The 13,621-nt window shown below is 32.7% G+C and carries 9 protein-coding genes; 7 read left to right on the top strand and 2 right to left on the bottom strand.

All coding sequences use genetic code 11. The features are described from left to right. Positions 1 to 36: 36 nt before the first annotated feature. A complete protein-coding gene (locus tag E1J38_RS08145) occupies positions 37 to 918 on the top strand; it encodes a lysophospholipid acyltransferase family protein (RefSeq protein ID WP_133355543.1) in 882 nt (293 codons plus the stop codon). Here the strand turns inward: E1J38_RS08145 and glmM are convergent. Beyond that, entirely contained in the window at positions 915 to 2,303 is a 1,389-nt protein-coding gene (gene glmM / locus E1J38_RS08140) for a phosphoglucosamine mutase (protein ID WP_133355542.1), read from the bottom strand. The genes E1J38_RS08145 and glmM overlap by 4 nt on opposite strands. 88 nt (positions 2,304 to 2,391) lie before the next feature. Between glmM and E1J38_RS08135 the strand changes: the two genes are divergently transcribed. Continuing rightward, positions 2,392 to 2,991: an acyl carrier protein phosphodiesterase gene (locus E1J38_RS08135; protein WP_133355541.1), complete on the top strand. Its 600-nt coding sequence runs from the start codon at positions 2,392 to 2,394 to the stop codon at positions 2,989 to 2,991. Then, complete coding sequence (locus E1J38_RS08130; RefSeq protein ID WP_255449829.1) at positions 2,988 to 3,827, top strand: hypothetical protein; 840 nt, start codon at positions 2,988 to 2,990, stop codon at positions 3,825 to 3,827. Before E1J38_RS08135 ends, E1J38_RS08130 begins: the two co-directional genes overlap by 4 nt. Positions 3,828 to 3,877: 50 nt before the next feature. Here E1J38_RS08130 and E1J38_RS08125 read toward each other — a convergent pair whose 3' ends face one another. After that, positions 3,878 to 4,405, bottom strand: coding sequence for a DUF8685 domain-containing protein (locus tag E1J38_RS08125; protein ID WP_133355540.1), 528 nt, complete (start codon positions 4,403 to 4,405; stop codon positions 3,878 to 3,880). 113 nt (positions 4,406 to 4,518) lie between these two features. Between E1J38_RS08125 and uvrA the strand changes: the two genes are divergently transcribed. The 4 genes from uvrA to E1J38_RS08105 all read left to right on the top strand — a co-directional run bounded on the left by uvrA (position 4,519) and on the right by E1J38_RS08105 (position 13,583). Continuing rightward, the gene (gene uvrA, locus E1J38_RS08120; RefSeq protein WP_133355539.1) at positions 4,519 to 7,350 is read left to right on the top strand and encodes an excinuclease ABC subunit UvrA; all 2,832 of its coding nucleotides are present in this window, start codon (positions 4,519 to 4,521) and stop codon (positions 7,348 to 7,350) included. Between the two features lie 21 nt (positions 7,351 to 7,371). Next, the gene (locus E1J38_RS08115) at positions 7,372 to 8,061 is read left to right on the top strand and encodes an LOG family protein (RefSeq protein WP_133355538.1); all 690 of its coding nucleotides are present in this window, start codon (positions 7,372 to 7,374) and stop codon (positions 8,059 to 8,061) included. A 111-nt stretch (positions 8,062 to 8,172) separates the two neighbouring features. Next, complete coding sequence (locus E1J38_RS08110; protein ID WP_133355537.1) at positions 8,173 to 11,004, top strand: gluzincin family metallopeptidase; 2,832 nt, start codon at positions 8,173 to 8,175, stop codon at positions 11,002 to 11,004. Between the two features lie 170 nt (positions 11,005 to 11,174). Next, positions 11,175 to 13,583 carry an alpha-ketoacid dehydrogenase subunit alpha/beta gene (locus E1J38_RS08105; RefSeq protein ID WP_133355536.1) on the top strand — a complete coding sequence of 803 codons (2,409 nt, stop codon included), beginning with the start codon at positions 11,175 to 11,177 and terminating at the stop codon, positions 13,581 to 13,583. Positions 13,584 to 13,621: the final 38 nt, after the last annotated feature.

Genomic DNA, 13,621 nt, shown 5'->3' with positions numbered 1-13,621 from the left:
CATTTACTTTTGCGCTTACAAATCTAAAACTAATTCATGCAATTTCTAGTATATATTGTTGTTTATCCGCTTTTGTGGTGTATTTCAAAACTTCCCTTTAAATTGCTTTATTTACTTTCAGATGGATTGTTTTTTATATTATACTACGCTATTGGCTACAGAAAAAAAGTAGTTACCAATAATTTGAAATTAGTTTTTCCAGATAAATCTGAATCCGAAATTGCAACAATCAGAAAGAAGTTTTATAAGCATTTATGCGATATGTTTTTAGAAATGGCTAAAACCATGTCTATTACAGAAGAAGAACTAAAACAACGTTTTTTAATTACGAACCCCGAGGAATTTAAAAGACTTGAGGAACTGAATAAAAGTATCATACTTATTTTTGGACACTACGCCAGTTGGGAATGGGCTATCATAGTACAGCACTACATCAATTTTAAAGGATTTGCAGTTTATAAAAAACTGGCCAACAAGTATTTTGATACGTTGGTACGTGGTATACGTACTAAATTTAAAACCGATTTAATTAGTACCAAGGAAACCATTAACATGATCACCGATACAGAGGCTCAAGGCATTAAGAGTATTACGGGTTTTTTAAGTGACCAATCTCCTCGTGTTTCAAAAGATGTTTACTGGGGCAAGTTTATGGGTATTAATGTACCATGTTTTACTGGAGCAGAACGATTAGCAAAAAAACTAGATTTTTCAACGGCATACCTAAAAATAAATAAAGTGAAGCGAGGTTATTATCAAGCCGAAATTATTACCCTTGCTGAAAACTCAAAGGAATACCCAGATTACAAACTAACTGATTTGTTTCTTACTGAAGTTGAAAAACAAATAAAGGAAGCGCCAGAATATTATTTCTGGACCCATAAACGTTGGAAACATAAAGACAAAAAAACCAACTAACTGTTAGCTATAGCCTTTAATTCTCCAATAAATCTATCTGCTAATTCATCTGCTTGTGCCTGTGTTTTGGCTTCAGTGTAAATTCTGATAATAGGTTCTGTATTACTTTTACGAAGGTGTACCCAATTATCCAGAAAATCAATTTTTACACCATCAATAGTGGTGAGTTGTTCATTTTGATATTTATTTTCTATCTCCTTTAAAATAGCATCAACATCCAAATCTGGAGTTAATTCAATCTTTTTTTTACTCATAAAATAATTAGGATAGGTTTTCCTAAGCTGACTAACAGAAATATTTTTATCTGCCAGAAGACTTAAAAACAGAGCAACCCCAACCAATGCATCACGACCATAATGAGACTCTGGATAAATAATTCCTCCATTACCTTCTCCACCTATCACCACTTTATTTTTCTTCATAAGTTTAACAACATTAACCTCTCCAACTGCACTAGCCTCATAGGCGCCACCATACTTTTGGGTAACATCTCTTAAAGCTCTGGTAGAACTCATATTACTCACGGTATTTCCCGGAGTTTTGCTAAGTACATAATCTGCACAAGCCACTAATGTATACTCTTCACCAAACATTTCACCATTTTCATCCATAAAGGCTAACCTATCAACATCAGGGTCTACAACTATTCCAAAATCTGCTTTGTATTTCTTTACCGCCTCAGACAAATCAGTCAAGTGTTCCTTTAACGGTTCTGGATTGTGAGGGAAATGCCCGTTAGGTTCACAATGTATCTTTATCACATCTACTCCTAATCGTTCCAAGAGTAATGGTATAGCAATACCACCAGTAGAGTTCACACCATCAACTACTACCCTAAATTTTGCCTGCTCAATGGGTTTAACAGTTACTAAGGGTAAATCTAAAACTTCAATGATATGTAAATCTATGTAAGCATCATTCTTTGTTATTTTTCCTAAACTATCTACATCAGCAAAATTAATGCTATTGCTTTCTGCAATCTCTAATATTTTTGCACCTTCAACAGCATCTAAAAATTCGCCCTTTTCATTTAATAATTTTAATGCATTCCATTGTTTGGGGTTATGGCTTGCTGTTAGAATAATACCGCCATCAGCATGTTCCATAGGCACTGCAACTTCTACTGTTGGGGTTGTTGAAAGGCCTAAATTAATAACGTGAATACCTTGACCTACTAAGGTGTTCATAACCAAATTTTGAATCATTTTCCCAGAAATTCTAGCATCTCTACCAACTACTACACGGTAATTTTTTTTATTTCGTTGTTGTTTAATCCAATGTCCATAAGCAGCAGCAAATTTAACGGCATCAATAGGCGTTAAATTTTCACCAACTTGTCCTCCGATGGTTCCTCTAATTCCTGAAATTGATTTAATAAGTGTCATAGTTTTCAATCTGATTTCTGCAAACGTACATATTTTTTTTAGCTTATATTTTAACTAAACTTAAAAAATCAATTCGTACTTTTCACAAATGAATTACCTCGCCCATATTTACCTTTCTGGAAATAATGAATTGATTACAATTGGAAACTTTATAGCAGATAGCGTAAAAGGTAGCAATTACAAAAACTATTCAAAAGAACTACAAATTGGAATACTGCTACACAGGCATATTGACACATTTACCGATGCTCATAAAACAGTGAGACTTAGCACAAAACGCTTACATAAAAATTATGGACATTACTCTGGGGTTATTGTAGATATTTTTTACGATCATTTTTTAGCCAAAAACTGGAGTAACTACTCTAAAATTCCTCTTAACGAATATGTCATGAATTTTTATGATTCTCTAGAAGCAAATTTTGAAATACTTACCCCTAAAGTAAAACACATGGTGCCATATATGATAAACGGTAACTGGCTATTGAGTTATGCCAGTACTGATGGCATTCAAAAGGTTTTAGAAGGTATGAACAAACGTACCAAAAACAGGTCTAAAATGAATCTAGCCATTAATGAATTGAAAGAGTCTTACAATGAATTTGAAAGTGAGTTTACTGCTTTTTTTAAAGAATTAATAGATTCTTCAAACAAAAAACTTCAAGAGTTAAATAAAACTATTATTTGACCAAATACTTGTTTCATAGATTAACTAAAGGTGTTATTACCAATCATCGAGTAGAAAACACAAGCATCGGTTTTTGCGAATTTTGTTTTAGACACTCATTAGTATTTAATAACTTAGAGCCAATATTATGCAATAATTACAAGTTTCTGAAATTTAAAAAAACATATAAAATTATTGTTGGGGTTATAATATTTTTCACCTTACCTACACTCCTGTTTTTTTGTTTTTTATATATAAAGTATCATGAGCCTTTACCTTATGGCTCAAAAGGGAAAAAAGCAGATGATTTAGCTACTAAAATGCTTGTTGCTGTCAATTATGAAGCTTTTGTTGGTACAGATGTTTTTGAATGGACTTATAAAAATAGACGACATTACAAATGGGAAAAAACAAAAAATATTTGTGAAGTTTATTGGAAACAATACAAAGTTAGTCTAAACCTAAATGATTCTAGGTTACACAAGGCACATGTGCACAGTTTTAAAGTTGATGGTGACTTAGCAGAAAAACTTATAAGAAAAGCTGTAAAGTATTATGAAAATGATTCCTTTTGGGTATTTGCCCCTTATAGAGTTTTTGATGAAGGTGTAAAACGTGAACTTGTTGATAATAATGATTTATTGGTAACCTATAAAAATGGCGACTCTTATTTATGGATTTTAGATGATCATGGTATGCCTATTAGTTTTAAAATGTGGACTTCTCAGTTTCCTATTGATGGTATAGAAGTTTTATGGAGTCACTGGAAAACTACAGAGACAGGAGCAAAATTACCTACTCTAATTAAGTTTTTTATTTTTGGTACAGAAATAACCGATATAAAAGGTACTGGGTAAAAAAACACTACTCTTATCAAGTAAATTACAACTAAATTTATTAGTAAAATTTATCTCTTACTGCTTTGGCCTATAAAGTTGTGAGATTTTGATTTAAATAAAACATTAAAACTGGTTAAACTACCATAAATTCTAGTAATATATTGTTGTAAATCTATTTTTCCTTGTTCATCTAAATCACTTGAATTTATACGCTGCTCCATAACACGTAACCTATCCCTTACCATTATAATTTTATGAAAAAATTTATCAATTGGAAGTTCATAAGATTTTAAACTCTTATCTGCTGGTTGTAGTATAATTTTTCCTCCCTTAAACTTATCTGCAATTGGCACAATTTCTGAGGCATCACTCCATTTTTTTAAAATATCAACCAAACTAGATTCGATATCAAAAAAACTAACGGTGTCTACGTCATCATACGCCGCTTCAATAACATCAAATTCACTATCCAAATCAATTGTTTCTAAACCTTTATCAATAAACGTTACCCAATAGTGCTGTGATGTTACATTGGTTATTACACCTTTTCCATAATCTGGATGATTTATTCTAGAACTTATACCTAATAATTTCATATCTACAATTTAATTTGAGTCTTCATACTTTCTATTACAAGTATAGTAAATCCAAGATTAAACTTCACATAAATTTAACAACTAAAATTGTAACTTTGCACTTTTGCCTATTTATGAGCCATTTTGACGAATTTATTGAAGTAAAAGGTGCTAGGGTACACAACCTTAAAAATATTGATGTTTCCATACCCAGAGAAAAACTTGTAGTAATCACAGGGCTTTCCGGTAGTGGTAAATCGTCTTTGGCTTTTGATACTATTTATGCTGAAGGACAACGCAGATATATTGAAACATTTTCGGCTTATGCACGCCAATTCTTAGGCGGTTTAGAACGACCCGATGTTGATAAAATTGATGGTCTATCTCCAGTGATTGCTATTGAGCAAAAAACAACCAGTAAATCACCCCGATCTACCGTTGGTACAATAACAGAAATCTATGACTTCTTGCGTCTTTTGTTTGCTCGCGCTAGTGATGCTTACAGTTATAACACAGGCGATAAAATGGTTAGCTACAGTGATGAGCAAATAAAAGCACTTATTATTAATGATTTTTCTGGTAAACGTATTAATGTTTTAGCACCCGTGGTTCGTTCACGAAAAGGACATTACAGAGAACTATTTGAGCAAATAGCAAAACAGGGCTTTGTCAAGGTAAGAGTAGACGGTGAAATTCGTGATATTGTCAAGGGCATGAAAGTAGACCGTTACAAAACTCATGATATTGAAATTGTTATTGATAGATTGGTTGTAAATGATTCTACAGATACAGACAAGAGACTTACAGAAACTATTAATACAGCCATGTATCATGGTGAGGATGTGCTTTTAGTCATTGATCAAGACACCAATAAAACTCGTTATTTTAGTAGAAGTTTAATGTGTCCTTCTTCAGGTATTTCATATCCCAATCCAGAGCCTAACAATTTCTCTTTCAACTCACCAAAAGGGGCTTGTTCTACTTGTAATGGTATTGGAGAATTGCATAAAGTAAACGTAAATAAAATTGTCCCTGATGATTCGCTTTCAATAGCTAATGGTGCCATTGCCCCCCACGGACCCAAAAAAAGCAGTTGGATTTTCAAGCAGTTTGAAACCATAGCGCAACGTTTCAACTTTAAGTTAACAGATCCTTACAAAAGTATTCCTCAGGAAGCTAAGGATATGATTCTATATGGTGGTAATGAAAAGTTTTCTGTTAACAGTAAAACACTAGGTGTTACCAGAAATTACAGCATTGATTTTGAAGGCGTAGCTAACTTTATAGAAAACCAATATTCAACAGCAGAATCCACTTCCTTGAAGCGATGGGCAAAAGGTTTTATGGACAAAATTAAGTGTCCAGAATGTGAAGGAAGTCGGCTTAAGAAAGAATCGCTTTATTTCAAGATAAATGATAAAAACATTGCTGAACTGGCAAATAAAGATATCCTTGAACTAGCTGAATGGTTTAACGATTTAGAAAATTATTTAACTGAAAAACAATTCAAAATTGCCGAAGAAATCTTAAAAGAAATCAAAGCAAGACTTCAATTTTTATTAGATGTTGGGTTAGATTATTTATCCTTAAACAGAAGTTCAAAATCATTGTCTGGTGGTGAAGCGCAGCGCATTAGATTAGCCACACAAATTGGATCCCAATTAGTTGGTGTGCTTTACATTTTAGATGAACCTAGTATAGGCTTGCACCAACGAGATAATGAAAAGCTTATCAATTCTTTGATTTCACTTCGAGATATTGGGAATTCCGTTATTGTTGTTGAACATGACAAAGATATGATCGAGCGTGCCGATTATGTCATTGATATAGGACCAAAGGCAGGAAAACACGGTGGTAAAATTATTAGTACTGGCAACATTGATGAATTAAAAACTCATCATACTTTAACTGCCGATTACCTTAATGGCACTAAAGAAATTGAAATTCCTGAAAAACGGAGAACAGGTAATAATAAGTTTTTAGAATTGAATGGATGCACCGGTAATAACCTAAAAAATGTATCTGTAAAATTCCCGTTAGGAAAAATGATTGGGGTTACAGGAGTCTCAGGCAGTGGAAAATCTACACTCATAAACGAAACACTCTACCCTATTCTTAACGCATATTATTTTAATGGCGTTAAAATACCTATGCCCTATAAAAGTATAAAGGGTTTAGAACATATTGATAAAGTTATTGATATTAACCAATCTCCTATTGGGCGAACTCCTAGAAGCAATCCTGTAACATATACAAAAACATTTGACGAAATAAGAAGTTTATTTGCCAAAATTCCTGAGGCTATGATACGTGGCTACAAAGCAGGCAGATTTAGCTTTAATGTAAAAGGCGGACGGTGTGAAACCTGTCAAGGTGGTGGTCTACGTGTTATTGAAATGAATTTTTTACCTGATGTTTATGTAGAATGCGAAACGTGCCAAGGTAAACGTTTTAACAGAGAAACATTGGAAATTAGATATAAAGGAAAATCTATTAGTGATGTTTTAGATATGACTATCAATGAAGCGGTAGTATTTTTTGAGCATATTCCAAAAATTCATAAAAAACTTAAAACCATTCAGGATGTAGGCTTAGGCTACATTACTTTGGGTCAACAAAGCACAACGCTATCAGGTGGTGAAGCACAACGTATCAAATTGGCTACAGAACTAAGCAAACGTGACACTGGAAATACTTTCTATATATTAGATGAACCAACTACTGGGCTTCATTTTGAGGATATTAGAATTCTCATGCAAGTTTTAAACAAACTTGTAGACAAAGGCAATACTGTTTTAATAATTGAACACAATTTAGACGTAATAAAAACCGTTGACCATATCATTGATATTGGCTACGAAGGCGGTAAAGGAGGCGGACAAATAGTGGTTGAAGGTACCCCAGAAGACATTATAAAACACAAAAAAAGCTACACGGCTAAATTCCTTAAAAAAGAATTACATTAGCATTTAAAAAAATATTTTTATATGAGAAAAGAACTGCGCCACAAGGGCTGGAATGAAATAAAAACAAACGATTCTTGGGCAATTTTTAAAATCATGGGTGAGTTTGTCAATGGTTTTGAGAAAATGAGTAAAATTGGTCCATGCGTTTCAATTTTTGGATCTGCCAGAACAAAACCAGACAATAAGTATTACAAGCTAACCGTTGACATTTCAGAAAAAATTGTAGAAGCTGGATATGGGGTTATTACGGGCGGTGGACCAGGGATTATGGAAGCAGGAAACAAAGGAGCCCATCTTGGAGGTGGCGTATCAGTTGGATTGAATATTGAATTGCCCTTTGAACAACATGACAATCCCTATATTGATCACGATAAGAGTTTAGATTTTGACTACTTTTTTGTTCGTAAAGTTATGTTTGTAAAATATGCACAAGGTTTTGTTGTTATGCCTGGTGGCTTTGGAACTTTGGACGAATTTTTCGAGGCACTCACTTTAATTCAAACACATAAAATTGGTAAATTTCCTATCATTCTTGTTGGAACAGATTTCTGGAAAGGTTTATTAGATTGGGTAAAGAAAACTTTGCTAGAGCAATTTGGAAACATAAGTCCAAAAGATTTGAATCTCATTCATTTGGTAGATTCTTCAGATGAGGTTATAACTATACTGGATAATTTCTATAAAGAATCTCAGTTAAGTCCTAACTTCTAAATTAGGAATTTAACCTTTTAGCTTGTTTAATAATTGCAAACGGGTAAAAACCTATTTTTTATATTATCATGCCTTTAAATCAATTTTAACCTTTATAATGTCTCATTTAGTTTGAATTATCGTCTAATAAATTGCCTAATTTTCAGCTTAATATGCTTTTATAGCTTTGGTCAAAACAAGATTGACCTTAGGGCAATTTTTGATATTGAAAACAAGAAGATAACAATTTCTCAAACCATTCAATATCAAAATACTTCGCAAGATGAGTTACAAATTATATATTTAAACAATTGGGCTAATAGTTATGCTACCAAAAATACACCTTTAGCGCAACGTATTGCTGATGAATATATCAATGATTTTCACTTAGCGAAAAATGAAGATAGAGGTTATTCCATTGTAACTTCAATCAAACACAATAATGAAGATGTTCAATACTGTGAACTCGAAAATCACCCAGACGTTATAAAAGTTACTCTCAATAAACCTTTAAAGCCAGGAGATTCCTACAGCTTATCTTTAGAAAATATTGTTCAAATACCAACTGCAAAGTTTACAAAATATGGTATAACAGATATTGGTAATCTTAATTTAAGATATTGGTACATAACTCCTGCTATTTATAATGGTCAATGGCAGTATTATAGTAACAAAGATTTAGATGATTTATACATCCCTATTGCCGATTTAAATTTTGAAATAAGTTTTCCTAACGGATATTATATAACCTCTGAGTTAAACTCAAGAATACACACTCAAAATTCTAAATCACAGACAATAAGTCTTTATGGTTTAAATAGGAGAAGTACAAAACTCTTTTTAAGTAAAACTAAAGATTTCGAAACCATTCAAAATGAAAATTTAGCACTAGTTTCTAGTATAGATGATGAAGGTTTAGAGGTTATAGATAAGGTGTTAATAACAGAAAAAGTTTTAGAATTTATAAATAAAAACATTGGGAGCTATCCGCATGAAAGACTTTTAATAAGTCAGGTTGATTATGACAAAGCCCCAATTTACGGTTTAAACTTTCTTCCCAAATTTATTAAGCCATATCCAAACCATTTTCAATATGAATTGAAAATTTTAAAAATTGCACTTCACAATCATTTAGAAAACACCCTTTTAATTAACCCTAGAAAAGAACAATGGCTTATAGATGCTGTTCAAATTTACTTTGCCATGAAGTACGTAGATGAGCACTATCCCAATATGAAGTTTTTGGGAACCATTGCAGATATTTGGGGAGTCCGATCTTTTCATATAGCCGATATGAAATTTAATGATAAATATTCATTAGCATTCATGTTAATGGCTAGAACCAATAGAGACCAAAAACTAACCATGGCTAAAGATTCTCTTTTAAAATTTAATGCTAATATATCTAGTAAATACAAAGCTGGTGTTGGTTTAAGTTATTTAGACGATTTTATTAATCATGATATTGTGGAAAGTAGTCTAACCACCTTTTTAAAAAACACTAAACTCAAAGAGACCTCTACTAGAGCTTTTGAAAGCTATATAAAATCTAAAACTAATAAAAACATTGATTGGTTTTTTAATGATTTTATAAATACTAGAAAGAAAATCGATTTCAAAATTGGAAAAGTTGTTAAAACAGAAGATTCTGTAACACTCACCATTAAAAATAAGCGAGATAATAGTATGCCTATATCGCTTTACAGTTTAAAGGATGATAGTATTATTTCAAAAACTTGGATTGAAAACATTACAGACCGTAAAACCATTACTATTCCTAGAAATGAAGCCAATAAACTTGTTTTAAACTATAATAAAGTAATACCCGAAATAAACATTAGAGACAATTGGAAATCTTTAAAAGGCTTCTTTTTTAATAACAAACCTTTTCAATTTAGAGTGTTTCAAGATATTGAAGATCCGCATTATAACCAGGTATTCTTGATGCCTGTAGCTGAATTTAATAATATTTATGACGGACTTACCTTAGGAACAAGAATTTATAACAGAACAGTACTTAGAAAGCTATTTAACTATAGAATAGAACCACAATATGCCTTAAATTCTAAAACTCTTACTGGCTCCGGCTTTGTTTCAAACACACATTATTTTAATAATTCTGACCTATTTAATCTTACTTATGGAATTGCAGCAGGTTATTCTTCATATGCAGAAGATCTTTTTGTAAGGCAAGTTACACCATCAATAACGTTTTCTTTTAGAAATGATAATGACTTTCGTTCAAATGAACGTCAATTTTTAAGATTTAGGTACATTGACATTAAAAGAGATAAAGACGAAAATAATATATTAACCTCTAGTGAACCCAATTATGCTATATTTAATGCCCGCTATGTATACTCAAACGACAACCTGATAAATTTTAAAAAATGGTATGTGGATTTTCAGCTAGCAAAAAACTTTAGTAAAATTGGCTTTAACTATGAATACAGAAAGCTTTTTGAAAGCAATAGACAAATAAATTTAAGAGTTTTTACTGGTGCATTCCTTAAAAATAATACCGATTTAAATTCTAACTACTTTAGTTTTGCTCTTGATAGACCTACAGATTATTTATTTGATTATGCCTACTTAGGTAGATCTGAGTCAACAGGTATTTTTAGCCAACAATTCATTACAGCTGAAGGCGGTTTTAAGTCGAAATTAGATTTTCCTTTTGCCAATCAATGGATTAGCACCTTAAATGCAAGCACAACACTCTGGCAATATATTTTAGCCTACGGCGATATTGGACTGGTTAAAAACAAATTTGATTCTGCTCATTTTGTCTATGATTCAGGAATACGTCTAAATTTAGTAACAGACTACTTTGAGATTTACTTTCCTATATATTCAAATTTAGGATGGGAAATTGGACAACCCAACTACGATCAAAAAATCAGATTTAAATTCACAGCAGACCCTGAAGTATTGTTAGGCTTATTCAGAAGACGTTGGTTTTAGTGTTAGTGTTTTTAACATATTCTTATTTATAAATTGTTTTAAATGAAAAATAATTATTTTTTCAATGATTTTTTAGTTATTTTTAAAAAATCATCAACAACATACCTTTTAATATAATTGCAAAAAACCTAAAGTTTAGCTATTTTTGCGAAAGCCAAAAACCTTGACTTATGCAAGAGATTCCTGATTTAAGAAACATTTCATTTGAAGATTTTAAAACAGAGGTAATCAATGATTACAAAATAGCCTTTAAAAGTAGAGAATGTAGCTTATTAGGAAGACGTGAAGTTTTAACAGGAAAAGCTAAATTTGGTATTTTTGGTGATGGCAAAGAAATACCGCAGCTAGCCATGGCAAAAGCCTTTAAAAAAGGTGATTGGAGGTCTGGTTACTACCGTGACCAAACTTTTATGATGGCTTTAGACGAACTTAGTGCTGAACAATTTTTTGCTGGCCTTTACGCTAATACAAATATTAAGCAAGAACCTATGTCTGCTGGCAGACAAATGGGAGGACATTTTGTAACACACAGTCTTGATGAAAATGGTAATTGGAAAGACCTAACCAAACAGTATAATTCCAGCGCCGATATCTCTTGTACTGCAGGTCAAATGCCTCGTTTATTAGGGCTGGCTCAAGCATCAAAAATTTACAGAAACGTCAAAGGTATCAAGTCTAATAACTTTTCGGTAAACGGGAATGAAGTTGCTTGGGGAACTATTGGAAACGCTAGTACAAGTGAAGGCTTATTTTTTGAAACTATCAATGCCGCAGGAGTGCTTCAAGTCCCTATGGTAATTAGTGTTTGGGATGATGATTATGGTATTTCCGTGCACGCCAAACATCAAACCACAAAAGAAAACATATCAGAAATTTTAAAGGGGTTTCAACGCGATAACGAAAATAATGGTTATGAAATATTACGCGTAAAAGGTTGGGATTACGCAAACCTTGTTGCTACTTTTCAAGAGGCTGGAGATATAGCCAGAGAAGAGCACGTACCCGTTTTAATTCATGTTACTGAGCTTACGCAACCACAAGGACATTCCACTTCTGGTTCACATGAACGTTATAAAAATGCTGAACGTTTAGAATGGGAAAGACAACATGATTGTAACCTAAAAATGCGTGAATGGATAATTGATAGCGGAATTTCAACCAATGAAGCACTTGTTGAAATTGAACGCATCATAAAAAGAGAGGTCAGAGAAGCAAAAAAGAACGCTTGGAATACCTTTTTAAGACCTATTTTAAAAGACAAAACAGATTTGGTTTCTCTTTTAACTCAACTTGCTTCTAAAACTACTAATGGAGTGTTTATTTCTAAGTTAAAGGACAACTTAGTGTCTATAGACGAACCAACAAGGAAAGACATTCTCACTCATGCCAGAAAAGCGCTAAGATATACTATTGGAGAAACATCAGTTGAAAAACAAAATTTATCTCAATGGATAGATGCTTATTTTGAAGAAACTCAACCTAAATTCAGTTCTCATTTATTTTCAGAAACCGCGCATTCAAATACCCGTATAAAAGAGGTAAAACCAACTTATGACAATAATGCACAACAAGTTGATGGTAGAATTATTTTAAGGGATAATTTTGACGCCATTTTCAGAAATCACCCAGAAGCATTAGTTTTTGGTGAAGATACTGGAAATATTGGTGATGTAAACCAAGGACTTGAAGGGTTACAAGTAAAATACGGTGAACTTAGAATTGCAGATACTGGCATAAGGGAATCTACTATCATAGGGCAAGGTATTGGTATGGCTTTACGTGGACTAAGGCCTATTGCTGAGATTCAGTATTTAGACTATATTCTTTACGCTATGCAAACCATAAGTGATGATTTAGCTACAACCCATTACCGCACCAAAGGAAAACAAAAAGTGCCTTTAATAATTAGAACTCGCGGGCACAGACTTGAAGGTATTTGGCATTCAGGTTCACAAATGGGTGGGATTCTACATTTGACCAGAGGCGTTAATTTATTAGTACCAAGAAACATGACCAAAGCAGCTGGTTTTTATAACACTTTATTACAGGGTGATGACCCTGCTATTGTTGTTGAATCGCTTAATGGTTATAGGCTAAAGGAAAAAATGCCAAACAATTTAGGGTCTTTAAAAACCCCCATTGGTGTTGTAGAAACGGTTAAAGAAGGAACAGATATTACACTAGTATCTTATGGCTCAACCTTGCGTATTGTTGAAAAAACTGCAAAAGAATTGTTAACTGTTGGTATTAATGCCGAAGTTATTGATGTACAGTCATTACTGCCTTTTGATTTGAATCATGACATTGTGAAGAGTATTGAAAAAACAAACAGACTCATGATAATTGATGAGGATGTTCCTGGTGGTGCATCTGCATACATTTTAGATGAATTATTAAGCAAACAAAAAGCTTTTCAGTATTTGGATAGTGAACCAAAAATGTTAACTGCAAAAGCACACAGACCTGCCTATGGAGATGATGGCGATTATTTCTCTAAACCATCGTCTGAAGATATTTTTGAAGCGGTTTACAGTGTAATGCATGAGGCTAACCCTATGGATTATCCGAAATTAAGATAAAATCATATAAATTTGAAGTCTTTCGTTTTTTGAAAGGC

This window comes from Seonamhaeicola sediminis (genome assembly GCF_004358095.2).
Lineage (GTDB): Bacteria > Bacteroidota > Bacteroidia > Flavobacteriales > Flavobacteriaceae > Seonamhaeicola > Seonamhaeicola sediminis.
Note: the sequence above shows the minus strand (reverse complement) of the source record. Positions and strands in the feature narration are given on the sequence as shown.